The 23,923-nt window shown below is 63.3% G+C and carries 25 protein-coding genes; 15 read left to right on the forward strand and 10 right to left on the reverse strand.

Features of this window, described 5'->3' with window-relative positions; translation table 11 throughout:
* Positions 1 to 8 precede the first annotated feature (8 nt).
* The 3 genes from OHD62_RS20640 to OHD62_RS20650 all read right to left on the reverse strand — a co-directional run bounded on the left by OHD62_RS20640 (position 9) and on the right by OHD62_RS20650 (position 4,549).
* The gene (locus tag OHD62_RS20640) at positions 9 to 2,114 is read right to left on the reverse strand and encodes a molybdopterin-dependent oxidoreductase (RefSeq protein WP_263785881.1); all 2,106 of its coding nucleotides are present in this window, start codon (positions 2,112 to 2,114) and stop codon (positions 9 to 11) included.
* 121 nt (positions 2,115 to 2,235) lie between these two features.
* Positions 2,236 to 4,113: an ABC-F family ATP-binding cassette domain-containing protein gene (locus OHD62_RS20645; RefSeq protein WP_263786831.1), complete on the reverse strand. Its 1,878-nt coding sequence runs from the start codon at positions 4,111 to 4,113 to the stop codon at positions 2,236 to 2,238.
* Between the two features lie 184 nt (positions 4,114 to 4,297).
* Positions 4,298 to 4,549: a hypothetical protein gene (locus OHD62_RS20650; protein WP_263786846.1), complete on the reverse strand. Its 252-nt coding sequence runs from the start codon at positions 4,547 to 4,549 to the stop codon at positions 4,298 to 4,300.
* A 157-nt stretch (positions 4,550 to 4,706) separates the two neighbouring features.
* Between OHD62_RS20650 and OHD62_RS20655 the strand changes: the two genes are divergently transcribed.
* From OHD62_RS20655 to OHD62_RS20665, 3 genes are all read left to right on the forward strand, one after another.
* Positions 4,707 to 4,877 (forward strand): hypothetical protein, encoded by a 171-nt coding sequence (locus OHD62_RS20655; RefSeq protein ID WP_263785883.1) that lies wholly within the window; start codon positions 4,707 to 4,709, stop codon positions 4,875 to 4,877.
* Between the two features lie 142 nt (positions 4,878 to 5,019).
* Positions 5,020 to 5,823 carry a sulfite exporter TauE/SafE family protein gene (locus OHD62_RS20660; RefSeq protein WP_263785885.1) on the forward strand — a complete coding sequence of 268 codons (804 nt, stop codon included), beginning with the start codon at positions 5,020 to 5,022 and terminating at the stop codon, positions 5,821 to 5,823.
* A gap of 54 nt (positions 5,824 to 5,877) precedes the next feature.
* Positions 5,878 to 7,959 (forward strand): ATP-dependent helicase, encoded by a 2,082-nt coding sequence (locus OHD62_RS20665; protein ID WP_263785887.1) that lies wholly within the window; start codon positions 5,878 to 5,880, stop codon positions 7,957 to 7,959.
* Between the two features lie 34 nt (positions 7,960 to 7,993).
* Here OHD62_RS20665 and OHD62_RS20670 read toward each other — a convergent pair whose 3' ends face one another.
* Positions 7,994 to 8,893 carry a LysR family transcriptional regulator gene (locus OHD62_RS20670; RefSeq protein ID WP_263785889.1) on the reverse strand — a complete coding sequence of 300 codons (900 nt, stop codon included), beginning with the start codon at positions 8,891 to 8,893 and terminating at the stop codon, positions 7,994 to 7,996.
* A 356-nt stretch (positions 8,894 to 9,249) separates the two neighbouring features.
* Here OHD62_RS20670 and paoA point away from each other — a divergent pair, with 356 nt between their 5' ends.
* The 6 genes from paoA (at position 9,250) to OHD62_RS20705 (ending at position 15,517) form a co-directional block, all read left to right on the forward strand.
* Positions 9,250 to 9,897 carry an aldehyde dehydrogenase iron-sulfur subunit PaoA gene (paoA, locus tag OHD62_RS20675; protein ID WP_263785891.1) on the forward strand — a complete coding sequence of 216 codons (648 nt, stop codon included), beginning with the start codon at positions 9,250 to 9,252 and terminating at the stop codon, positions 9,895 to 9,897.
* Positions 9,894 to 10,844: an FAD binding domain-containing protein gene (locus OHD62_RS20680; protein ID WP_263785893.1), complete on the forward strand. Its 951-nt coding sequence runs from the start codon at positions 9,894 to 9,896 to the stop codon at positions 10,842 to 10,844. Before paoA ends, OHD62_RS20680 begins: the two co-directional genes overlap by 4 nt.
* A gap of 4 nt (positions 10,845 to 10,848) precedes the next feature.
* A complete protein-coding gene (gene paoC / locus OHD62_RS20685; RefSeq protein WP_263785895.1) occupies positions 10,849 to 13,050 on the forward strand; it encodes an aldehyde oxidoreductase molybdenum-binding subunit PaoC in 2,202 nt (733 codons plus the stop codon).
* Between the two features lie 220 nt (positions 13,051 to 13,270).
* Positions 13,271 to 14,260: an aldo/keto reductase gene (locus OHD62_RS20695; protein WP_263785897.1), complete on the forward strand. Its 990-nt coding sequence runs from the start codon at positions 13,271 to 13,273 to the stop codon at positions 14,258 to 14,260.
* A 28-nt stretch (positions 14,261 to 14,288) separates the two neighbouring features.
* Positions 14,289 to 15,047 (forward strand): SDR family oxidoreductase, encoded by a 759-nt coding sequence (locus OHD62_RS20700; RefSeq protein ID WP_263785899.1) that lies wholly within the window; start codon positions 14,289 to 14,291, stop codon positions 15,045 to 15,047.
* 167 nt (positions 15,048 to 15,214) lie between these two features.
* Positions 15,215 to 15,517, forward strand: coding sequence for a DUF982 domain-containing protein (locus OHD62_RS20705; protein WP_263785901.1), 303 nt, complete (start codon positions 15,215 to 15,217; stop codon positions 15,515 to 15,517).
* 48 nt (positions 15,518 to 15,565) lie between these two features.
* Here the strand turns inward: OHD62_RS20705 and OHD62_RS20710 are convergent, their stop codons facing one another.
* Both OHD62_RS20710 and OHD62_RS20715 read right to left on the reverse strand, forming a co-directional pair.
* On the reverse strand, positions 15,566 to 16,378 hold the full coding sequence (locus OHD62_RS20710) for a sterol desaturase family protein (RefSeq protein ID WP_263785903.1): 813 nt from the start codon (positions 16,376 to 16,378) through the stop codon (positions 15,566 to 15,568).
* Positions 16,379 to 16,541: 163 nt separating this feature from the next.
* Positions 16,542 to 17,330 (reverse strand): GGDEF domain-containing protein, encoded by a 789-nt coding sequence (locus tag OHD62_RS20715; protein WP_263785904.1) that lies wholly within the window; start codon positions 17,328 to 17,330, stop codon positions 16,542 to 16,544.
* A gap of 183 nt (positions 17,331 to 17,513) precedes the next feature.
* Between OHD62_RS20715 and OHD62_RS20720 the strand changes: the two genes are divergently transcribed.
* On the forward strand, positions 17,514 to 17,783 hold the full coding sequence (locus tag OHD62_RS20720) for a hypothetical protein (RefSeq protein ID WP_263785906.1): 270 nt from the start codon (positions 17,514 to 17,516) through the stop codon (positions 17,781 to 17,783).
* A gap of 75 nt (positions 17,784 to 17,858) precedes the next feature.
* Here OHD62_RS20720 and OHD62_RS20725 read toward each other — a convergent pair whose 3' ends face one another.
* A complete protein-coding gene (locus OHD62_RS20725; protein WP_263785908.1) occupies positions 17,859 to 18,371 on the reverse strand; it encodes a DinB family protein in 513 nt (170 codons plus the stop codon).
* 67 nt (positions 18,372 to 18,438) lie between these two features.
* Here OHD62_RS20725 and OHD62_RS20730 point away from each other — a divergent pair, with 67 nt between their 5' ends.
* The 3 genes from OHD62_RS20730 (at position 18,439) to ndk (ending at position 20,388) form a co-directional block, all read left to right on the forward strand.
* A complete protein-coding gene (locus OHD62_RS20730; RefSeq protein ID WP_263785910.1) occupies positions 18,439 to 19,134 on the forward strand; it encodes a glutathione S-transferase family protein in 696 nt (231 codons plus the stop codon).
* A gap of 104 nt (positions 19,135 to 19,238) precedes the next feature.
* Entirely contained in the window at positions 19,239 to 19,874 is a 636-nt protein-coding gene (gene bluB, locus OHD62_RS20735; RefSeq protein WP_263785912.1) for a 5,6-dimethylbenzimidazole synthase, read from the forward strand.
* A 91-nt stretch (positions 19,875 to 19,965) separates the two neighbouring features.
* Positions 19,966 to 20,388: a nucleoside-diphosphate kinase gene (ndk, locus tag OHD62_RS20740; RefSeq protein WP_008875017.1), complete on the forward strand. Its 423-nt coding sequence runs from the start codon at positions 19,966 to 19,968 to the stop codon at positions 20,386 to 20,388.
* Between the two features lie 73 nt (positions 20,389 to 20,461).
* Here the strand turns inward: ndk and OHD62_RS20745 are convergent, their stop codons facing one another.
* The gene (locus OHD62_RS20745) at positions 20,462 to 20,842 is read right to left on the reverse strand and encodes a hypothetical protein (RefSeq protein WP_263785922.1); all 381 of its coding nucleotides are present in this window, start codon (positions 20,840 to 20,842) and stop codon (positions 20,462 to 20,464) included.
* 183 nt (positions 20,843 to 21,025) lie between these two features.
* On the opposite strand from OHD62_RS20745, the gene OHD62_RS20750 reads away from it, so the two are divergent.
* Both OHD62_RS20750 and OHD62_RS20755 read left to right on the forward strand, forming a co-directional pair.
* Positions 21,026 to 21,826, forward strand: a complete 801-nt coding sequence (locus OHD62_RS20750) for a helix-turn-helix domain-containing protein (protein WP_263785923.1) — start codon at positions 21,026 to 21,028, stop codon at positions 21,824 to 21,826.
* Positions 21,827 to 21,919: 93 nt separating this feature from the next.
* Positions 21,920 to 22,528 carry a class I SAM-dependent methyltransferase gene (locus OHD62_RS20755; protein WP_263785924.1) on the forward strand — a complete coding sequence of 203 codons (609 nt, stop codon included), beginning with the start codon at positions 21,920 to 21,922 and terminating at the stop codon, positions 22,526 to 22,528.
* Positions 22,529 to 22,600: 72 nt separating this feature from the next.
* Here OHD62_RS20755 and OHD62_RS20760 read toward each other — a convergent pair whose 3' ends face one another.
* Positions 22,601 to 23,359, reverse strand: a complete 759-nt coding sequence (locus OHD62_RS20760) for a YbaY family lipoprotein (RefSeq protein ID WP_263785926.1) — start codon at positions 23,357 to 23,359, stop codon at positions 22,601 to 22,603.
* A gap of 78 nt (positions 23,360 to 23,437) precedes the next feature.
* Positions 23,438 to 23,920, reverse strand: coding sequence for a molybdenum cofactor biosynthesis protein MoaE (locus tag OHD62_RS20765; RefSeq protein ID WP_263785928.1), 483 nt, complete (start codon positions 23,918 to 23,920; stop codon positions 23,438 to 23,440).
* Between the last annotated feature and the right edge of the window lie 3 nt (positions 23,921 to 23,923).

The following is a 23,923-nucleotide window of genomic DNA, read 5'->3' on the forward strand; positions in this document are numbered from 1 at the left end:
CGATCCCGTCAAAGCGCCCGCAGCCAGACCTTGTTGTCGTGCACAGCAGCACCACCATAGGGCGCCGGCGCGTCGGCGCCAGTCAACACGTTGATGCCCTCGCCGCGCTCATGGGCGCTGTTCGGCCAGATGCCTTCTGCCACCACCACGCCGCGCTTGATGCCGTCGAACAGTTTTGCGTGCAACACGATTTCGCCGCGCTGATTGCCGACCTCGACGCGGCCGCCCTCGGCGAGCCCGAGGGCGGCCGCGTCGTCCGGATGCAGCAGGAGTTCCGGCCGCCTTTCCCTGGCTTTGGACACCGGCGTCTCGGCAAAGGTCGAGTTGAGGAAATTGCGGGCCGGCGAGGTCGTCAACCGGAAGGGATGCGCCTCGTCCGCGACTTCGATCAGGTCGACATGATCGGGAAATTCCGGCAACTGCTCCACAGGCCCGAACAGGCCCATGCTTTTCGGCGGCCGGTTGGGCGCCGCCTGCCCGGTCCAGTTGGCGCGGAAATGGAACTTCCTGTCGGCGTGGCCGAAACCGGTGATGAAATGCGCGTCCTCGAAATCCGGCTGCAGGTCGACCCATTTGTCTTCCTTCAGACTGTCGAAACTGCCCAGCCCACGCTTACCCAGGATGATGTCGATATGCTGCTGCTCGGTCAGGCCAAAGCCCGGCATGTCGGCGACGTCGAGGCGCTTGCCCAGCTCCTCGATGACGAAATGGTTGGTGCGCGGCCCTTCCGGCGGCTCGATCAGCTTCGGCCCCAGCGTGATGTGCTGGTTGCCGCCGCCCTTGTAGATGTCGTCATGCTCCAGGAACATCGTCGCCGGCAGCACGACATCGGCGAACTTCGCCGTATCGGTCATGAACTGCTCATGCACGCAGGTGAAAAGATCGTCGCGCAGGAAGCCTTGCTTCACCAGCCGCTGTTCCGGCGCGACATTGGCCGGATTGGTGTTCTGGATCAGCAGCGCCGTCACCGGCGGGCCGCCATAGAGCGCATCCTTTGCGCCGGTCAGCACTGGTCCGATGCGCGAATGGTCGAGGTGGCGGATCGACGGATCGCGCATCTTCGTGCCTTCCAGCACCTCCTGGTTAAGCTTGAAGATACCCGAATTGGAATGGAAGGCGCCGCCGCCCTCATACTGCCAGCAGCCGGTGACCGCCGCGATAGAGGCCGCGGCATGCATGTTGACCGAGCCGTTGCGCTGGCGCGAAAAGCCGTAGCCCAGGCGGAAATAGGTCTTCTTCGTCGTACCGACGAGGCGGGCAAAGGCTTCGATCTCGGCGACTGAAAGCCCGGTGATCGCGGCTGCCCATTCCGGCGTTTTTGTCCGCAGATGCGCTTCCAGCCCCTTGGGATCGTCCGTGTACCTTTCCAGATAGGCGCGGTCGGCAAGATCCTCGCGGAACAGCACATGCATCACCGCGCAGGCCAGCGCGCCATCGGTGCCTGGCTTCAGTACCAGGCCCAGATCGGCCTGCTTCATCGTCGCGTTTTGATAGACGTCGATGACGACGATCTTGGCGCCGCGTTCCTTGCGCGCCTTGATGGCATGAGTCATGACATTGACTTGAGTGACCACGGCATTGGTGCCCCAGATCACCACGCAGTCGGATTTGCCCATCTCGCGCGGATCGGGGCCGCGTAGGGCGCCTGCCCCCATCATCCAGCCGGTCCAGGCCAGATTGGTGCAGATCGATCCGAAGAAACCAGAATATCTTTTCGCATGGCGCAACCGTTCGATGCCGTCGCGCTGCACCAGCCCCATCGTGCCGGCATAGTAGTATGGCCAGACCGTCTCCGAGCCGTACTTCGCCTCGGCGGCAATCAACTTCTCGGCGACGAGGTCGAGCGCCGCCTCCCAGCTCGATTCCTTCCAGGCGCCGTCGCCCTTGGCTCCGGCCCGCACCAGCGGCTTCAGCAGGCGGTCGGGGTGATGGATGCGGTCGGCATAGCGGGCGACCTTGGCGCAGATGACGCCTGATGTGTAGCTGTTGGCCTTGGCGCCATGGATGCGGCCGATGCGCCTTGCATCGAGCAACTCGACTTCGAGCGCGCAGGTCGACGGGCAATCATGCGGACAGGCCGAATGGCCGATCCTGAGCTTGGCATGCTGATTCATGATTCCACGTTTAGCGACTTTGGCAGGGCACGTGTAGGGCCAGTTTTGCTCAACAGTCCGCCTTTGAAGATGAGTTTTCTACCTCACAATCGTGCCACGCCCTTGCGGGGACAAGGACCTCCTACTCCGCCGTGCCTTCCTCGTACTCGGCCGACATCGACAGCCATTTCTCCTCGTGGCCAGCCAGTTGTTGCGCGAGCTGCGAACGTTCCTTGGCCAGCCGCGTCGCCGTCGACGGATCCTTTTCATAGACCGCCGGATTGGCGAGCTCGTCCTCGATCAGGTCGATGCGCTTGCGGATGCGGTCCATCAGCGCTTCGGTGGCGCGGATTTCCTTGGCCAGCGGCTCGAAGGCAGCACGGCGCGCTGCCGCATCGCGGCGACGGTCGGCCTTCGAGGCCTTTTCCGCCTCGCGCTTGCCGCGGCGGTCGCCGGATACGCCTGTCACCAGCGTCTTATAGTCCTCGAGGTCGCCGTCATAGGGATTGACCGCACCGTCCTTGACCAGCCACAGGCGGTCTGCGGTCGCCTCAAGCAGATGGCGATCGTGCGAGATCAGGATGACGGCGCCGGGAAACTCGTTCAGCGCATGGATCAGCGATTCACGGCTGTCGATGTCGAGATGGTTGGTCGGTTCGTCGAGGATGAACAGGTTCGGCCCCTCGAAGGCCGAGAGGCCCATCAAGAGCCGCGCCTTTTCGCCACCGGAGAGGTCCTTGGCGGCGGTGTTCATCTTTTCGGTGGTGAGGCCGAACTGGGCGACGCGGCCACGCACCTTCGATTCCGGCGCCTCCGGCATCAACCGGCGGACATGCTCATAGGCGTTTTCCTCCGGCCGGAGATCGTCGAGCTGGTGCTGGGCGAAGATCGCCACTTTCAAGCCTGGCGCCACCGTCATGGTGCCGGTCTCCTGCTTCAGACGGCCCGACAAAAGCTTGGCGAAGGTCGACTTGCCGTTGCCATTGGCGCCGAGCAGCGCGATGCGGTCGTCGGCGTCGATGCGCAGTGTCATCTTCTTCAGGATCGGCTGACCCTCGGTGTAGCCGACATTGACACCGTTCAGCGCAATGATCGGCGAGGCCACTGTCTTCACCGGCTCGGGAAAGGAGAACGGCCGCACCGTGTCGTTCACGATCGCGGCGATCGGCTTCATCTTCTCCAGCGCCTTGATGCGCGACTGTGCCTGCCTTGCCTTCGAAGCCTTGGCGCGGAAGCGCTCGACGAAGGATTCCATATGCTTGCGCGCCGCTTCCTGCTTGACGCGGCCCTTCTCCTGCAACTCGCGCTGCTCGGTGTATTGCCGCTCGAACTGGTCGTAGCCGCCACGCCAGAAGGTCAGCTTCTTCTGGTCAAGATGGACGATCGAGTTGACGGCGCGGTTGAGCAGATCGCGATCATGCGAGATCAGGAGCACGGTATGCGGATATTTCGAGACGTAGTTCTCCAGCCACAGCGTGCCTTCGAGGTCGAGATAGTTGGTCGGCTCGTCGAGCAACAGCAGATCCGGCTCGGAAAACAGCACCGCGGCGAGCGCCACACGCATGCGCCAGCCGCCGGAAAAGGACGAGGCCGGGCGACGCTGCGCCGCGTCGTCGAAGCCGAGGCCAGCAAGGATGGTGGCCGCGCGCGATTCGGCGGAATGCGCGTCGATGTCGGCCAGCCGCATGTGGATGTCGGCGATGCGGTGCGGATCGGTCGCCGTTTTTTCCTCTTCGAGCAGCGCCGTGCGCTCGACATCGGCCTTGAGCACGATCTCGATCAGCGGCTCTTCGGTGCCCGGCGCTTCCTGCGCGACCTGGCCGATGCGGGTGTTCTTCGGCAGGCTGATCGAACCGGTCTCGGACGGAAAATCGCCGGTGATCGCCTTGAACAAAGTCGTCTTGCCGGTGCCGTTGCGGCCGACAAGCCCGGCCTTGGTGCCGGCCGGCAAGGTCAGCGAGGCATGGTCGAGAAGCAGGCGTCCGGCCATGCGCAGCGAAAGGTCATTGATGATCAGCATGGCCGCGCTTTCGCACAGGACGTCGGCGCTTCGCAAGGCCTTGCGCGCCGGTTCGGTCGCATAGTGCGTGAAAACGACCGACGCAGACTGTTCGACGCCGTCGGATTCCCATCTCCGAAGCTTGTTACCGGTGGAAGGCGGCTGGTCTTCCGCGATCACGCCATGACGCAGGGGCAAGACTCAGCTATCTCTGCTGTGCGGCGGATCTGATACCCGCCTGGCCGGCGCCATCCATCCCCTCCCAAGCGGCGCCGGCCATCGTTCTCACTGTAGTCACTGTGCCGGTGGCGTCACCGCCGGTTGTCGACTTGGGCACCGGGTTCTTGTCAACTTGCGGGTTTTGATCGACGGGGGCCTTGGTCGGCGGAATGTTATTGTCGCAAGCCGCGACAGCCAGCGCAGCCGTCAAAGCCAGCGGGATTGAGAACTTCATCATCGCAACCTCCTCTCGCCCAACCTCTTCCTTTGGGGGCAAACGAGACGGTACCGATTTGGTTGCGTCGCCTTGTTTGGAGAAACCTGGCCTCGTTTGGAGAAACAGGGAACAAAACGCCGCCTCTCCGGTTGGTTCATACCAATGGAGGAGTGCGATCATGATCCGCCTGCTCATAGCCGGAGCTATCGCCTACGCGGCCTACCGCATCACCAAAAAGGTGATTGACGAGGTGCCCGACGATTTCGATCCGTTCCTGCCGCCGCCGCAGGATGATCGCGAGGCGCTGCGGCGCCAGTCGGCGGCGATGGGGGTAGAACCCCAGCGATAGGAGCGATGCTCGCGCAGCCATAGATTCTCTCCGCCAAGAGCTTCCTTCGGTGAATGCAAGTCGTGTGCCTCCTACCGAAAAACCGATGGGTTGCTGCAGCGCGCCCATTGAAAGGCTCATTGGCGTCGCTGCATATAGGCTGATGGCTCAACGCGGCGTGTTATCATTCATCGTTGGAACTGGCGTTGGTTCGCTCGGCGGGCTGATCGGACTTGGCGGTGCCGAGTTTCGCCTGCCGTTCCTGATCGGCCTGTTTCGCTTCGCCGCGCTTGAAGCGGTGATCTTGAACAAGGCAACCAGTCTTGTTGTCGTCGCAACGGCGCTGCCGTTCCGGGCCGCCACGGTGCCGCTAGGCGCTGTTGCGGGACAATGGCCCATCATCGTCAACCTGTTGGCCGGCAGCCTTCTAGGTGCATGGTTCGGGGCAGGATGGGCAACGCAATTGAAGTCTGAAACGCTCTACAAGGTGATTGCCGGCCTGCTGATGTTGATCGCTGTCGTTCTGGTCTTTGGTCACGATCCGGGCGCGACAGGATCGCCACTATTCAATGGCGCGACACTGGTCGTTGCCGGCATCATCGCAGGCTTTGCAATCGGCGTGGTCGCGTCACTCTTGGGCGTGGCTGGCGGCGAATTGTTCATTCCGACGCTGGTCCTTCTGTTTGGTGCCGATATCAAGCTGGCGGGCTCACTGTCGCTCGCCGTGAGCCTGCCGACGATGCTGGTAGGCTTCACTCGCTACAGCCGAGATCAAAGCTTTTCTGTCATCGGCAGAAACAAGGTGTTTCTGGTTGTCATGGCAGCCGGTTCAATTGTCGGAACATTCATCGGGGGCTTGCTGCTTGGCATGGCGCCCGAGCAAGTCCTGTTGCCAGCCTTGGCCGCAATCCTGGTCGTTTCGGCATATAAGGTTTGGCGGCACAATAGTTCGCAGATTTCAAACTGAACCCGCTACCGCTGAAACCGTTGCGAACAAAGCAGAAACGATGCTTGATGGGCAATGAACCTCGCTGCCCGTGATTCGACCTTCATGCCTGCCTATCTTGCCAAGCTGAACGCCGAGCAGCGGCTGGCGGTCGAATATGGCGACGGCATGGTGGCCGGGCCGCTGCTGGTGATTGCCGGCGCCGGTTCCGGCAAGACCAGCACGCTGGCGCATCGCGTCGCGCATCTGATCGTTAGGGGTGCCGACCCGCGCCGCATCCTTTTGATGACGTTTTCGCGCCGTGCCGCTTCCGAAATGGCCAAGCGCGTCGAGCGCATCGCCGGCGAGGTACTGGGCCGCGATGCCGCAGTCATCACCGACGCGCTGAGCTGGGCCGGGACGTTCCACGGCATCGGCGCCAGGCTGTTGCGCGACTATGCTTTGGAGATCGGCCTTGACCCGGCCTTCACCATCCATGACCGCGAGGATTCAGCCGACCTGATGAACCTTGTCAGGCACGAACTCGGCTTCTCCAAGACCGAAGCCCGTTTCCCGACAAAGGGCACGTGCCTGGCGATCTATTCGCGCGCCGTCAACGCCCAGGCGCCACTTGGCGAGATTCTGGGTTCGGTGTTTCCGTGGTGTGCGGGCTGGGCCGATCAGCTGAAGACGCTGTTTGCTCGCTATGTCGAGGCCAAGCAGGCGCAGAACGTGCTCGATTACGACGATCTGCTGCTCTATTGGGCGCAGATGGCCAGTGAGCCTGAGATCGCAGCACATCTCGGCAGGCGTTTCGATCATGTGCTGGTCGACGAATACCAGGACACAAACCGGCTGCAAGCCTCGATCCTGACGGCGCTCAAGCCCGACGGGTCGGGCCTGACGGTGGTCGGCGACGACGCGCAGTCGATCTATTCGTTTCGCGCGGCGGAAGTGCGCAACATCCTCGATTTCCCCAAGCAGTTCGCGCGGGCCGCCGAGATCGTCATGCTGGAGCGCAACTACCGCTCCACCGTGACCATTCTGGCCGCCGCCAACGCGGTCATCGGCGAGGCGTCGGAGCGTTTTACGAAGAACCTGTGGTCGGAGCGCAAATCGGCGGAAAAGCCGAAACTGGTCAATGTCCGCGACGAGACCGAGCAGGCGAGTTACGTCTGCCAGGCGATCCTGGCCGAACGCGAGGCCGGCACGGCGTTGAAGGCGCAAGCCGTGCTGTTCCGCGCCTCGCACCACAGCGGGCCGCTGGAGATCGAGCTGACGCGCCGCAACATCCCGTTCGTCAAGTTCGGCGGCCTCAAGTTCCTCGATGCCGCCCATGTCAAGGATATGCTGGCCGTGTTGCGCTTCGCTGAGAACCCGCGCGACCGCGTCGCCGGTTTTCGCGTGCTGCAACTTCTGCCCGGCATCGGGCCTTCGGCGGCCAATGCCATCGTCGAGACGATGGCAACCTCGCTCGACGAAGCAATGGGGCTTGCCCGCTATCGGCCACCACAAAGGGCCGCCGACGACTGGCCGGGTTTCGTCGCGCTGTTCTCGCAACTTCGGGCCGGGTCGAAGAAATGGCCGGCCGACCTCGAACAGATCAGGCTCTGGTACGAACCGCATCTGGAACGCATCCACGAGGATGCAACGATGCGCCGGGCCGACCTTTTGCAGCTCGAACAGATCGCCGCGGGCTATGCCTCGCGCGAGCGCTTCCTCACCGAGCTGACGCTCGATCCGCCGGACGCGACCAGCGACGAGGCCGGCCAGCCGCATCGCGACGAGGATTATCTGATCCTGTCGACCATTCATTCGGCCAAGGGCCAGGAGTGGAAGAATGTCTTCGTGCTCAATACCGTCGACGGCTGCATTCCGATCGACCTCGGCGTCGGCTCGAAGGAAGAAATCGACGAGGAGCGTCGCCTGCTCTACGTGGCGATGACGCGGGCCAAGGACAGCCTGCACCTGGTCATGCCGCAGCGTTTTTTCGTGCATGGCCAGGCGGCGCGCGGCGACCGCCATGTCTTTGCCGCGCGCAGCCGCTTCATCCCAGCCTCGATCCTCGGCGCCTTCGAGCAGACGGCGTGGGCAAGTGTCCAGGCAAAAGACGATCCGCGCCGCCAGCCGCAGGTTCGCATCGATCTCGGCGCCCGCATGCGCGGCATGTGGAAGTAGAGGTGAGTAGTGAGTAAGATCCGATAACTATTCACTACTCCCCTCCCCGATACCGCAATGCATCGACCAGCACGGCGAAGGCCGGCGACTGCTGCCTGCGGCTCGGGTAATAGAGATGGCAGCCTGAAAAAGGCGGACACCAGTCGGCGAGCACGTGAACAAGCCGCCCTTCCGCGATGTGAGCCCGCACCTGATCCTCGGGCAGGTAGGCCAGACCGAACCCGGCCAGCACCGCGTTCAGCCTGAGCGCAGAGGTGTTGAAGACTAGCTGCCCTTCCACCCGCACCTTGATCTCGCGCCCGTTCTTCTCGAACTCCCAGGCATAGAGCCCGCCATGGGTCGGTAGCCGCAGATTGATGCAGGTGTGCGCTGTCAGGTCCTGCGGCGTCTTTGGTGGCTTGCGCCTGGAGAAATAGGCGGGTGCGCCGACGACCGCCATGCGCATGTCCGGTCCGATGCGCACGGCGATCATGTCCTTTGCCACCTGCTCGCCAAGACGGACGCCGGCGTCATAGCGCTCGGCGACGATATCGGTGAGGCCGTAGTCGACAATGATCTCGACCTTGATATCGGGATAGTCAGGCAAAAGTCTCGCCAGAGCAGGCCAGAGCACCGTGTCGGCGGCATGTTCGCCGGCCGTTATGCGGATGGTGCCGGCAGGCTTGTCGCGCAGCTCGCTCAGCGCGGCGAGCTCCGTCTCGATCTCCTCAAACCGCGGGCCAACGGTTTTAAGCAGGCGCTCGCCGGCTTCAGTCGGCGAGACGCTGCGTGTGGTGCGGGTCAGCAACCGGAGCCCGAGCCGCTCTTCCAGCCCTCGAACCGTGTGGCTGAGCGCGGACTGCGAAACGCCGAGCTGCGCTGCCGCCCTGGTGAAACTCCGCTCCTTCGCGACAGCCAGGAAGGCGATGAGATCGTTGACGGTCCGGCGCGGCATATATGAAGCATCCTCATGAGTGTGTACGCATTATACCACCTCACCCCTTCGCCGCCGCAGCCGTTAAATCCGGCCATGGGTCACGAGACAAGGTCGCCGCAAGCCGGACGAAGGTATGCCTCCATTATCTAAGGGGCATCGGCCCAGTCTTTCATGAGCCAGATTCATAAGACCTATCGCTGATCGACCACTAATCAAAAGTGGAGGAGAACCTAAGTGAATGAACGTCCGGTGCAATGACCTCCCGGCGCGCGAAAACCGGCTTTGCCGGCAGGATCAGAACCAACCTGCTGTAACGGCCTGTCCCAACGACGATATCGAGCAGCTCGACGATATCCAAACGCAGGGAACACAATATGCCCGAGAAACTCGAAATAACCCGACGCGACCTGTTGATTGTCGGAGCCGCGACAGCGGCTTTGACAGCGACGCCATCCGTGGCCAATGCACAGGCTGCCGCTGACAAAGTGCCGTCGTCCGCCGGAGCGCCTGCGATGTCAAAGGTGACCTTCACCGTGAATGGGGCGGACCGGGAACTTGCGCTCGACACGCGCACCACTCTGCTCGATGCGCTGCGCGAGCATTTGCACCTTACCGGCACCAAGAAGGGCTGCGATCACGGCCAGTGCGGTGCATGCACGGTGATGGTCGACGGACAGCGGATCAATTCGTGCCTGACGCTGGCGGTGATGCACGAGGGCGACACTATCACCACCATAGAAGGGTTGGGCACGCCCGAGAACCTGCACCCGATGCAGGCCGCCTTCGTGAAGCATGACGGCTATCAATGCGGCTATTGCACGCCCGGGCAGATCTGCTCGGCCGTGGCCGTCCTCAACGAGATCAAGGCCGGTATACCGAGCCATGCAAGTGTCGACTTGACTGCCCCGCAGCAGACGACGGCCGCCGAACTGCGCGAGCGCATGAGCGGCAACATCTGCCGTTGCGGCGCCTATTCCAACATCGTCGATGCAATCACCGAAGTCGCCAGGAGCGAGGCATGAAACCCTTCACCTATGAACGCGCGCACTCGCCTGCCGAGGCCGCGGCGGCCGCGGCGCGCACTGAAGGCGCCAAGTTCATTGCCGGCGGCACCAACCTGCTCGATTTGATGAAGCTCGAGATCGAGACGCCGATGCATCTGATCGACGTGAACGGCCTTGCGCTCGACACGATCGAGACCACGCCCGAGGGCGGCTTGCGCATAGGCGCGCTGGTACGCAACACGGCCCTTGCCGCCGATGAGCGCGTGCGGCGCGACTACGGCCTGCTCTCGCGCGCGCTGCTCGCGGGCGCCTCCGGCCAGCTTCGCAACAAGGCGACGACCGCTGGCAATCTGCTGCAGCGGACCCGTTGCCCCTATTTCTACGACACCAACCAGCCGTGCAACAAACGCCAGCCCGGCAGCGGCTGCGCCGCCATTGGCGGGTTCAGCCGCCCGCTGGCGGTGATCGGCGCCAGCGATGCCTGCATCGCGACCCACCCCAGCGACATGGCGGTGGCAATGCGGGCGCTCGACGCGACGGTGGAAACGGTGCGCTCCGACGGCACGACGCGCGGCATCGCGATCGCCGACTTCCACCGCCTGCCCGGTGACACGCCGGACATCGAGACGACGCTGGTACCCGGCGAGCTCATCACCGCGGTCACGCTGCCCAAGCCGGTCGGCGGCAAGCACATCTATCGCAAGGTCCGCGACCGAGCCTCCTACGCCTTCGCGCTGGTCTCGGTTGGCGCGATCGTGCAGCGCGACGGGACCGGGCGTGTGGCGCTCGGCGGCGTGGCGCACAGGCCCTGGCGCGTCGAGGCGGCGGAGGCCGAGATGCCGCGCGGCGCCAAGGCCGTCACCGGGCGGCTGCTCGCCGAGGCCAGGCCAACCCAAGAGAACGCATTCAAATTGCCTCTGGTCGAGCGCACGCTCGGCGCGGTGCTGGCTGAAGCGAAAGGCTGAAGCGATGAGATTCGATACCCCCGCCACCACCAACCCGATCGATCAACTCAGGATCGTCGGCCAGCCCGTCGACCGGATCGATGGTCCGCTCAAGACCACCGGCACCGCGCCCTATGCCTATGAGCGTCACGACGTCGTGCCCAACCAGGCCTATGGCTATGTAGTCGGCTCGGCGATTGCCAAGGGGCGCATCGCCTCGATCGATCTGACAGCCGCCAGAGCCGCGCCCGGTGTGCTCGCCATCGTCACGGCGGACAACGCCGGCAAGCTCGGCAAAGGCAGGTTCAACACCGCCAAGCTGCTGGGCGGTCCCGACATCGAACATTACCACCAGGCGATCGCCATCGTGATTGCCGAGATGTTCGAACAGGCGCGCGCCGCCGCGCAGCTGGTCCGCGTCGACTATGTCCGCACGGATGGCATGTTCGATCTGGCGGCGGCGAAGGACTCATGGAAGCCCGCCGCTGGCTTCGATGCCACGGCTGATTCCGGCGTCGGCGACTTCGCCGGTGCGTTCGCCGCAGCGCCAATCCAGCTTGATGCAAGCTACACCACGCCCGATCATTCTCATGCGATGATGGAGCCGCATGCCTCGATAGCCGCCTGGGAGGGCGACAGGCTCACCCTCTGGACCTCGAACCAGATGATCAACTGGACCACGGATGACCTGGCCCAGACTCTCGGCATCGCCAGGGAGAAGGTTCGCCTTGTTTCTCCGTTCATCGGCGGCGGCTTCGGCGGCAAGCTGTTCCTGCGCGCCGATGCGGTGCTCGCCGCGCTCGGCGCGCGCGCTGCCGGGCGGCCGGTGAAGGTGGCGCTGACGCGGCCCCTGATTGCCAACAACACCACGCACCGGCCGGCAACGATCCAGCGCATTCGCATCGGTGCGACGCGTGACGGCAAGATCACCGCGATCGGCCACGAAAGCTGGTCCGGCGACCTGCCGGGTGGCGGACCGGAGAATGCGGTCCAGCAGACCCGTCTGCTCTATGCCGGTGCGAACCGGATGACGGCGACGCGGCTCGCGACCCTCGACCTGCCCGAAGGCAATGCCATGCGCGCGCCGGGCGAGGCACCTGGCCTGATGGCGCTGGAGATCGCGATGGACGAGATGGCCGAAAAGCTCGAGATCGATCCGATCGAATTCCGCGTCCTCAACGATACTCAGGTGGATCCCGAAAATCCTAGCCGACCCTTCTCTCAGCGTCAGTTGGTCGAATGCCTGCGCACCGGCGCCGAGCGCTTCGGCTGGAAAACACGCAACGCAAAGCCCGGCCGGCTCCGCGAAGGGCGCTGGCTGATCGGCATGGGTGTCGCCGCCGGGCTACGCAACAATCTGTTGACGACGTCTGCCGCCCGCGTGCGTCTCGATCATCGTGGCGTCGTCACGGTCGAGACCGACATGACCGATATTGGCACCGGCAGCTATACGATTATCGCCCAGACTGCCGCCGAGATGATGGGCGTGCCACTCGACAAGGTGGTGGTGCGGCTTGGCGACTCGAGCTTCCCGGCCTCGGCCGGCTCGGGTGGGCAATGGGGTGCCAACAACTCCACAGCCGGCGTTTATGCCGCGTGCATCAAGCTGCGTGAGGCGGTGGCGCAGAAGCTTGGATTCAACTCCGCCGACACGATTTTCGCGGAAGGGCAAGTCCGCTCGGGCAACCGTACCGGATCGCTGGCCGAAGCTGCAGGCGATGCGGGCCTCGTCGCAGAGGACGCGATAGAATATGGCGACCTTGGCAAGCAATACCAGCAATCGACCTTCGTCGCGCATTTCGTCGAAGTCGGCGTCGACGTCGCAACGGGCGAGACCCATATCCGGCGTATGCTGGCAGTGTGCGCCGCAGGCCGTATCCTCAATCCCAAATCGGCGCGCAGCCAGATCATCGGCGCCATGACCATGGGCGTCGGCGCGGCGCTGATGGAAGAGCTTGCCGTCGACAAGCGCCGCGGCTTCTTCGTCAACCATGACCTCGCCGGCTATGAGGTGCCGGTCCATGCCGACATCCCGCACCAGGAGGTGATCTTCCTCGACGAGACCGATCCGATCTCATCGCCGATGAAGGCCAAGGGTGTCGGCGAGCTCGGCCTGTGCGGCGTCGGCGCGGCGGTCGCCAATGCGATCCACAACGCCACCGGCGTGCGCGTGCGCGACTATCCGATCACGTTGGACAAGCTGCTTTCGGGTTTGCCCGAGGTATGAGCGGCACTGCCGTTTCGCCGCCGGGACGCAACGAAGCGCTCGACGGCAAGGTCGTCGATTGGATGGAGAAGGTCAGCGACGAGCAATATCCAGGCTGATCCGCGGAGGGCGTTCAGGCTGGAAGAACGGCATTCAGGCTTGTGTCGGGCACCGGCGACAGCCCTCTTTTGGCCAACCCATCCGCCGGCCGTTTTATCATTTCCACCACAAGGAGAAGACAATGCAAAAGCGCACACTTGGCAACAGCGGCCTGGAAGTCTCGGCCATCGGACTTGGCTGCATGGGGATGAGCCACTCCTACGGGCAGCCGATGGAGACGGCGGATGCGGTCCGTCTGATCCGGGCGGCGTTCGAGCGGGGCGTTACCTTCTTCGACACTGCGGAGGTCTATGGCCCGTTCAAGAACGAGGAGGTCGTCGGCGAGGCATTGCAGCCAATCCGCGACCAAGTGGTGATCGCCACGAAATTCGGCATCGATATCCCCGGCACAGCCGGACACAGCGGCATGGACAGCCGGCCGGAGCATATTCGCGACGTCGTCGAGGCGTCGCTCAAACGGCTGAGGACCGACCGCATTGACCTCCTCTACCAGCACCGCGTCGATCCGGTCGTGCCTATCGAAGAGGTGGCGGGCACGGTGAAGGACTTGATCCAGCAGGGCAAGGTGAAGCATTTCGGCCTCTCCGAGGCGGGCGTGCGCAATATCCGGCGCGCGCATGCGGTGCAGCCGGTCGCCGCGCTGCAAAGCGAATACTCGCTCTGGTGGCGCGAACCCGAGGAGGCGATCTTGCCGGTCCTCGAAGAACTGGGGATCGGCTTCGTGCCCTTCAGCCCACTGGGCAAGGGCTTCCTCACCGGCGCCATAAACGCCGACACGACGTTCGACAGCAGCGACTTCCGCAACACTGTCCCCCGCTTTGCGGAGGAGGCGCGCAAGGCGAACCAGGCGCTGGTCGATTCGATCGGCGCGATCGCGACCGAGAAGAAGGCGACATCAGCACAGGTCGCGCTCGCCTGGTTGCTGGCTCAGAAGCCCTGGATCGTTCCGATCCCCGGCACCACGAAGCTCCATCGCCTCGAGGAGAACATTGGATCGACCGGTGTTGCGCTGACGGCAGAAGATCTTCGCAATATCGAAAACGCGGTTTCGGCGATTGCCGTGCAGGGGGAGCGTTATTCCCCGCAACAGGCCGCGAGGATCGATCGCTAAGCAAACCGAAGTTCAGAAAGAAAAGATCATGACACAAGGGATTGAAAACAAGGTGGGGATTGAAAACAAGGTGGTCGTCATCACCGGCGCCAGTAGCGGGCTCGGCGAAGCCACGGCGCGCCTGCTTGCCAGTCAAGGCGCCAAGCTGGTGCTCGGTGCCCGGCGGCTGGACAGGCTGCGGGCACTCGCAGCGGAGCTGTCGCTCGGCGAGGATGCCGTCGTGCAGACGGACGTAACGCAGCGCGACCAGGTCCAGCATCTCGTCGACACAACGGTGAAGGCGCATAGCCGCATCGACGTCATCATCAACAATGCCGGCCTGATGCCGCATTCGCCGCTGGAGCGCGGCAAGGTCGAAGACTGGGACCGCATGATCGACGTGAACCTGAAGGGCGTGCTTTACGGCATCGCCGCGGCACTCCCGCACATGAAGGCACAAAAGAGTGGCCACATCATCAACGTGTCGTCGGTCGCCGGCCATAAGGTCGGCCCGGGCGGCGCGGTCTATGCCGCGACCAAGCATGCGGTACGCGTCATCTCGGAAGGGCTGCGGCAGGAGGTGAAACCCTACAACATCCGCTCCACTATCATTTCGCCAGGTGCGGTCGCGACAGAGCTGCCCGACAGCATCACCGAAGCCGACGTCGCCAAGGATGTTCGCGAGCGGTATGAGCGGTGGGCCATTCCAGCCAGTTCCTTTGCCAGCATGGTGGCCTTCGCGATGAGCCAGCCGGAGGAGGTCGACGTCAACGAGATCCTGTTTAGGCCAACAAGGCAGGATTATTGAGTAAGGGAGTAGGCAGTAGGCAACGGGGAATAGGAGCCACTGCCCTACTACTGCCTACTCCCTCATATTCCATGGAACCTCCCGGCCCCTTTCGCGTTTCCTCGCGTCCGATCCCCAGCCCGAAGAAAGGCGTCCGCCTTCTTCTTCGCCCAAATCGAGAGGCCCGTATGCACGACAGGATGTTCTTCACCCCGGTTGCCGTCAGCGTCGGCGCCGGTCACAAGCGTATGATCGCGTCGCTGTTCGACATGCACGAATTCCTGACCGAATTTCCACCGTCGCGGCGGCGGCTGAGCTATGGCGCGGCGGTGAGGGCCTGCGAAGCGGCTCGCGCCGGCGAAATCTCGATCGAGGCGGCGCGCGATGCGCTGATCACCTTTGCAGTGACGGCAGGCATCCTGTGGCCGGGCGCCCAGCCCGCCGTCTCGGTCAAGCCGGTCGCGCGCGGCTTCGGCGGCTACGCCGCCTGACATCAGGCAATCAAGTCTCTGGGCTCAGCCGCGGTTCGGCGCGGAAGATCACTTCGCCTCGCCGGCGGGCAAGGGATCGGCCACCGGCGCCAGCGGCTCGGCACTGCCAACGAATGGATAGGCAAGCTGTTGATGATAGAGCGACGGCACCGGATCGTCGGTGCCATATTTCTCCGGCATCCGGTCGGGCATGAATAAGGTGCCGCCCAGCATGTCGAGCAAGGGCAGCTGGCCGGCGAAATTCTTGTCATAGGCCTGGCGCTCGTTGGCATGATGCCAATGATGGAATTGCGGCGAGGCCAGCAGCCATTTCAGCGGGCCGAATTTGATGCGCGTGTTCGAATGGATGAACAGCGACTGCCACTGATAAAGCAGCGTGAAGATCAGGATTGCCGGGCTGGAGAAGCCGAGCGCGAAGACCGGCAGGAACGAGGCCGACTTGGTCAGGATCTGGTCGATGGGATGAACGCGGTGGGCGGCCAGCCAGTCCATCTCCTCGATGCTGTGGTGGATGGAATGGAACCGCCACAGGAACGGCACGGCGTGAAAGGCGCGATGCGCCAGGTAAAAACCAGTGTCGGCCAGGATCACCACCTCGATCGCCTGCAGCCAGATCGGCTGCGACTGCACCGCCTGCGTAAGCTCCGTGGGAATAAACCGGCGCAGCACCAGCATGGCAGTGCCGACCACCACGAGCAGGCCGATCTTGATCACGATGCCGTTCACCAGGAGATAGACAAGGTCGTTCAGCCAATGCCGCCGCGTCAGCGGTTGCTCTTCGTGGAGGGGCAAGAGCCTCTCCAACGGAATGAAGATAAGGGCGATGATGAGTATCGCCTTGAGATCGATCAGGTCGGACATCGTTGCTCGCTTTGTCTGATGCCTGCCAATGCGTTCGATCGGCCTGCCTTAGATTAATGACCAAGGGATGAATGGATCGTTGATGGGCCAGGGCGAGCTGACCCGCCGATCCCAGCGGGCTTTCGGTCGGACGCAGCACTACGCCCAAAGCCTAGGGAAGAGCTCAATGGACCGTCATCAGGTCGCCGACCGGCAAACCGCTCGACCCTGCCGCTTCGAAGCTGACCTGGTCGCGGCCGTTCGATTTGGCCTTGTAGAGATGTCTGTCCGCCACCACGAACATTTCGGCATAAGTGGTCGGCCCGCTGAAGGCGACGCCGCCGATGCTCACCGAGAGCGGACAAGGCTGCCCGTCGGGGGAAAATTCAGCTTCCCGGATTCGCCGTCGTATTCCCTCCGCGACGAGCTGGGATTGTGACGGGTCGGCTCCGGGAAGGAATACCGCGAATTCCTCGCCGCCAATGCGGCCGACGATGTCGGCGCCGCGAAGCTGTCCCTGGATCGTCCTGGCGATCAGCTTCAGCGCCTGATCACCGCAGTCGTGACCGAGGCGATCGTTGATGGTCTTGAAATGGTCGGCGTCGACGATCAACAACGCGCCGGCGTCGACGACGGAATGGGCACGGGCCTGTTCAAGATAAGCTTCGACGAGCATTGAAAACGCACCACGGTTGAACACCGCCGTCAGGCTGTCGGTCGCCGCGACGATGGTAAGCTCCTTTTTGGCAATGGCCAGTTGCCGCATCTTCCACATCAGGAAAGACAGGAACGACCCGGCCAGAACCAGGGGCAGAAGAAGGTCGGTAAGTTGTGCCCTGAGCAACGCTTCGGGCGACAGATACGGGAAATTGAAGGAGTCGACGAAGAAGGCGGCGGCAATGCAGACAGCCGTGCCGGCAACGGTCACCGCCACCACCCTGCCCCAACTCGTGGGAGACAAATCGATCCGCATGCCGTTGCTCCGGCTTCACCCAGCTTAGAGCAGGATGAAATTCAAATTGAGTCGGTCATCCTGCTCTAAGTCTTTGTTTTTCGCGCATGATCTTGTCCGAAAAGTCTGCAACTTTTCGGGACCTTGCTCTATTGTGAAGCGGGAGCGCAAACGAAGTCCTAAGACTTTGCCTTCAATTCGATCATGATCAGCCTGGACGATGCGGGCCTGTTGGGTGCTGATGCCAGGCTAGATCAGGCGCTTGCTGACGCTAAGCCAGGTCACCGCCGTCACGAGAATGGCGCCGACCATGAAATACAGGGTCGCGATCATGTCGCCCTGGTGGAAGTGGTATCCGGAATTGAGAAGCGCCAAAACAACGGCAAGGAATGCCACGAGGCGCAAGGGTTCATTGGTCATGCGTGCCAACTTTCGCTGTTGCTGCAGGCGGCCACCCTCAAGGCCGCGCGCTGAATATGATGTTTTGGCGCGTTTTGCAATCGCCAGACGACCCCGTCCCCTGGAGCACTGGCGCGTTCCGGCGCAGAATTATGCGAAGGCCCTGCCCTCCTCGGTGCGCTGGAACAGCATCAAGTCCAATCCCAGGCTTGGGCGGCCCAGAATGGTCAGGATCGCATGCGCCTGGCCGCGGTGATGGGTCTGGTGGTTGAAGACATGACCCAGCGCCGGCGCCAGCCGCTGCGAAACCGTGCGCATGTCGGAGACGGTCATGTAGGTGAAGCGGCCGGCCAACGCCTTCTCGCTCAAGGCCCCGACCCAGTCGATGATCCTCTTGTCTTCGGCCTCGCGCGCCATGCGCAACACGGGCAAGGCTCGGTGCAGGATGGCGTCGAGACTGGTCGGCGCGTCGCCCTCGCCGGTGAAGCGTTTCATCCAGATGCGGTCGGCAGTAAGCAGATGGTTGAGCGTTCGCATCATCGATCCGAAGAACGCGCCGACATCGCGATTGAACTCCTCGTCGGTTAGGTCGTCGGCAGCATCGTAGATGCGGCCATTGGCCCATTGATTGTAGGCCGCAAACATCATGAAATGCTGCTTCATCTATTTCTCTCGACCCCACGAAATCCCGTTTCGGGTGCTTAACTAGACCGCAAGGACGCTGCCGCCAATGACCATTCTGCTCTATGACCTCGTCGGACGCGATACCGCGCGTCCGTTCAGCCCGCATTGCTGGAAGGCGGCAATGGCGCTTGCCCACAAGGGGCTCAACATCTCGACCGTGCCGACGCGCTTTCTCGAGGTGTCTACCGTCGAAGGCGGAGTTTCGAAACTCGTTCCGGTGATCCGCGACGGCGAGAGGGTGGTCGCCGATTCCTTCGCCATCGCGCTCTATCTCGACGAAGCCTATCCCGAGCGGCCGACATTGTTTGCCGGCGATGGCGGCAAGGCGATGGCGCGCTTCATCGAACGCTGGTCGCAACTGACCATCCATCCCTATGTCACCACCGCGGCGATCATGGACCTGCACGCCATGCAAGACGAGGCGAACGCCGCCTACTTCCGCCAGAATCGCGAACAACGCTTCGGCAAGAGGCTGGAAGAGGTCATGGCGGCGCGCGACGCCGGGCTGGCCGCCTTCCGCGCCGCGCTGGAGCCACTGCGCTCGATGCTCTCCTACCAGCCATTCATCGGCGGCCAATCGCCGCTGTTCGCCGACTATATCGTCTTCGGCGCACTGCAATGGGCGCGCATCGCTACACCCTACCAGTTGCTCGACGACAGCGATGTCGTGGCGCAGTGGTTCGAGCGCTGCCTCGACCTGCATGGTGGCCTCGGCCGCAAGGTAGCGGCGGCGGCCGCATAAGGCAGTAGGCAGTAGGCAGTAGGCAGTAGGTATACGCGCCGCAGTCACTTTCCCTACTGCCCTATTGCCCTACTCCCTACTCCCTTAGCGAAGGCAGCGACGCGATGACGCCAGGTCCGCAATTCCCCGACGATTTTCGCGCCGCGCTCGTCAATCTCTTCCTGTGGCGCCGGGATGTCAGGCGGTTCAAACCGACGCCGCTTCCGGAAGGCGCGCTGGAGCGGCTGCTCGGCATCGCCAGCATTGCGCCCTCCGTCGGGCTGAGCCAGCCCTGGCGCTTTGTCGTGGTCGAGAGCCCGCAACGCCGTGAGGCCGTCAAGGCCTGCTTTGAACGCTGCAATGCGGAGGCGTTGACAGCGTTCTGCGGCGAACGTGCCGCGCTCTATGCCCGCCTGAAGCTCGCCGGCCTGAATGAGGCGCCTTGTCAGTTCGCGGTTTTCGCCGACCACGCCACCGAGCAAGGGCACCGGCTTGGCCGCATGACGATGCCCGCCACCATCGAGTACTCGGCCGTGATGGCGGTCCACACGCTGTGGCTGGCGGCGCGCGCCGAGGACATAGGCATGGGCTGGGTCTCGATCCTCGATCCGGCCGAGATGGCAGCGATCCTCGACACGCCGCCGCAATGGACATTGATCGGCTACTTCTGCCTCGGTTACCCCTCGCAGGAGCACAGCGTACCCGAACTGGAACGAGAGGGCTGGGAGGTCCGGCGACCTCCGACCATCATAGTGCGCTGATCCGCAAGCGGTCCTCCCCTTGGCAATGGGCCGGGCGGCTTGTATAGAGCCCGCCACCTCAAGTTCAATTTCTCATCACAAGGACCATCGCATGGCGCTCGAACGCACCTTTTCCATGATCAAGCCGGACGCGACGCGGCGCAATCTTACCGGCGCCATCACCAAGATGCTGGAAGATGCTGGCTTGCGCGTCATCGCCTCGCGCCGGGTATGGATGAGCCGCCGCGAGGCGGAAGGCTTCTATGCCGTCCACAAAGACCGTCCGTTCTTCGGCGAACTGGTGGAGTTCATGTCGTCGGCACCAACCATCGTTCAGGTGCTGGAAGGCGAGAACGCCATCGCCAAAAACCGTGAAGTGATGGGCGCCACCAACCCGGCGAACGCCGCCGAAGGTACCATCCGCAAGGTGCATGCTTTGTCGATCGGCGAGAATTCCGTGCACGGTTCCGACGCTCCGGAGACCGCCGCGCAGGAGATCAAATACTGGTTCTCGGACACCGAGATCGTCGGCTGAGCCGACACCGTCAAATCTGATCGAAAAGGCCGGCATTTCGCCGGCCTTTTCATTGGCTCTAGCTTTTTCGCGATCATGGTCTGGCCGGGAAGAACTGGTAGTCGACGAGGATGCGTCCCTCGCCGTCGACCGACAAATATTCGAGCCCGGTCGCCGGCACCGTGTCGCCGTCTGCAGGCAGCATCTCCCAATAGAAGGTGACAACGTCGTGCAGCAGCCGGGCATTCGAGGCCGCGCGGAACCGGTTGCCATCGTCGCGGACATTCTTTTCGTGCGAGCCGCGAATTCGCTCTTCGAGCGCCTCATAGCCTCGCGCCTCGCGGGCTCCGACATAATGCTGGCCATCCGGCACCCACAGGGCCGCAATGGCCTCGCGCCGGCGCTCCTCGTCCGTTTCGTTCCACACGGCGACATAGCGGTCGGCCAGTGCCTGGGCGTCTATGGTCTTCTTCATGGTCCTTGCTCCATCCGAACTCGTAGACTTGAGCGGCACAGCGCCGTCCCAAGGCCTTGAGAATTCGGCTGGAAGGCAGCCAAAATCCATGACCTCGGAGGTCAAAAAGCGACGGCCCGGTCACGGCGAATTTGACCTCGGGGGTCATTGAACCGATGTGACGCCAAGGATTAGGCTCGTTGAATGACAGTGCATCAGATCCCTTTCGGCGTGCTGCTTCGCCGCTGGCGCGAGCAACGCAGGATGACGCAGACCGATCTCGCCCTGGCAGCGCAAAGCTCGACCAGGCATCTGTCGTATCTCGAGACCGGACGCTCGCAGCCGAGCCGCGACATGATCGCCCGGCTGGCCGAATGCCTCGCCGTGCCGCTGCGCGACCAGAACACGCTGCTGCTCGCCGCCGGCTTTGCGCCTGGCTTCCAGGAGCGCCCGTTGGCGGAGTTGGAGGTGGCCGTTAAGGCCATCGACAGCGTATTGCAGGCGCACAAGCCCTACCCGGCCTTCGCGGTCGATCGCCATTGGAACGTGGTTCTGTCGAATTCCGCCCTGCCCCAGCTCTATGAGGGCTGTTCGGCCGATCTCATGCGCAGCCCAGTCAACGCCGTGCGTCTCACCCTGCATCCGGCCGGAATGGGTCCGCGAATCCTGAACTTCGCGGCCTGGCGCGCCCACACGGTGCATATCCTGCGCCAGCAGATCGAGACGCGCGCCGATCCGGTCATTCGCAGCCTGCTGGCCGAGGTGATGGCCTATCCCTTGCCCGTCAATTCCGAAGCGATGGACGGTCTCGACCCGGGGCATCGCCTGGCCACGCCGCTGCGCATCGCGACGCGGCTGGGCAATGTCTCTTTCCTCAACACCACAACCGTTTTCGGAACGCCCAACGACGTGACCTTGGCGGAGCTTGCCCTGGAAATGCTGTTCCCGGCTGATGAGCGCACAGTCGAGATCGTCGAGACCATGGTCCGGGAGGCGCCGTCCTGACGTTATGCGATTGAAGGGCGAACGAATTGCGCACTCCCCGACGGCCAGTGGCTGCGTTAAGGTCGGGTCACAGCACAGTGGAATCGACATGACATGACCAGCGCCATTCCTGGCTTCTTCCAGGGCACGGAGATGCCAAACAGCGGCTGGTGGGAAGCGCTGTGGCCCGACCCCGCTGGCGTGCTCGCTGCAACCGGGTTGAAGCCCGGCATGGATGTGGTCGACCTCTGCTGCGGTGACGGCTGGTTCACCCTGCCGATCGCCAGGGCGGCCCGCTGCGTCATCGCCATCGATATCGACACCGGTCTGCTCGAGGTCACCCGGCGCCGGCTGATCGACGCCGGCGTGACCAATTGCGAATTCATCGCGGGCGACGCCTACCAACTCGCCAGCCTGGTATCCCGACCGGTCGACTTCGTCTTCATGGCCAATGCCTTCCACGGAGTGCCTGACCGGCCGCGACTGGCGCGCGCGGTGGCCGCGACGCTTGGCCCGGCCGGGCGCTTTGCCATCGTCAACTGGCACCAGCAGCCACGCGAGACAACCACGGTGCTGGACGAGCCGCGCGGACCGAGGACCGAATTGAGGCTGTCACCGGAACAGACCATCGCGGAAGCCGAAGCAGGCGGCCTGCGATTTGCCGAACTGGTCGACGTGCCGCCCTATCACTATGGCGCGTTGTTCGAAAAAACGACGGCTTGAGTGCTGCTGAAAACCGATTTTCGGTCTGACGCCGGGATGTGTTGAGATTTAGGTCAGGCCGTGCCGCACATCCTAGCTCGCCGCGTTGAACCGCAAAATATCTCGGCCGTCCTTGTCGGCGATGGTGAGCTTGCCGGCATCGACATGGTAGGACGCCGCCTTGGCCAGCGCCTCGAACAGCGCTTTCTCTTCGGCCATGACATCAGGTGCGCAGGCCTTGAAGGTCGAACCGATGCCGCTGATGGCGATCGTCGAACCATCGAGCTTGGCGGTGGCGAAATAGACGTTGCAGGGGCCACTGCCGCCGGCCTTGCCGGCCTCGCTGATCCTGAACGTCGCCTGCGGCTCTGAAATCACGCCGATGCCGTCGATATATTCGACAAGCCAGCTCTGTCCGAACACCGCGGCCGGTTTGTCGCTCGGCGTCACCATCTTCAGCATGACGGTCTGCGGCGCGTCGCTGAGCGGGTCGACCTGATGGCGCGTGTCGGTGACGAACAGCAGCCGGTCGTCGGCTGTAATGCGCGCCTGCAGCGCATAGGTCATATTGGGCTGGATCACCTGCGGATCGAAGCTGATCTCGAACTTGATCGGTACCTGGCCGGCCGGCACCTTGCGCTCGCCGAGGATTGCGGCCGGTGCATCGGTCAGCGACACGTCGGCAAGCTGGACCGAGAGCACGGCGTTGGGCGGCAAGGCGATGCGCTCGCGGTACAGCACTTCGCCCTTCAAGACTTTCTCGGCGGCCACGGACAACTCCGGAACGGCCAGCATGCCGACGACCAGCGGCACAAAACCGAAGATGAAGAACTCGGCGATCCTGTCCAGCATGATCCTGCTCCCCTTGCCATGCCTAACCGGCCAGAAGGTCTCGCAGGATTGCGGTGGTTCCGTGACCACCGCAGAGCATTATTCTTGCGGCGGCGCCTTCCAGCGGCTGGCTGCCTTGTCGTCGCTCTCCTTGGCCTCAACCCAGCCGCCTTCGGAGCCGTCGCCATGGTGTTCCTTCTTCCAGAAGGGCGCACGCGATTTCAGATAATCCATCAGGAAATTCGCCGCCTCGAACGCGGCCTGCCGGTGCGCGGATGCCGCCACCACCAGCACGATGTTCTCGCCTGGCCGGACCTTGCCATGGCGGTGGATGACGGTCAGCCCCTGCAGCGGCCAGCGTTCGGTTGCCTCGCCAGCAATACGGGCGATCTCGGCCTCGGCCATGCCGGGATAATGTTCGAGTTCAAGCGCCGAAAGCCTGCCCGCCTCGTCGCGGCAAAGGCCGGAGAACGTCACCACGGCGCCGATATCGGCGCGGCTCCCGGTCAGCCGCGCGATCTCACCGGCGACATCGAAATCCCCGGCCTGGATGCGCACGACAGGCACGACCGCGGCCGGCATCGG

Source organism: Mesorhizobium sp. YC-39 (genome assembly GCF_025753795.1).
Taxonomy (GTDB): domain Bacteria; phylum Pseudomonadota; class Alphaproteobacteria; order Rhizobiales; family Rhizobiaceae; genus Mesorhizobium.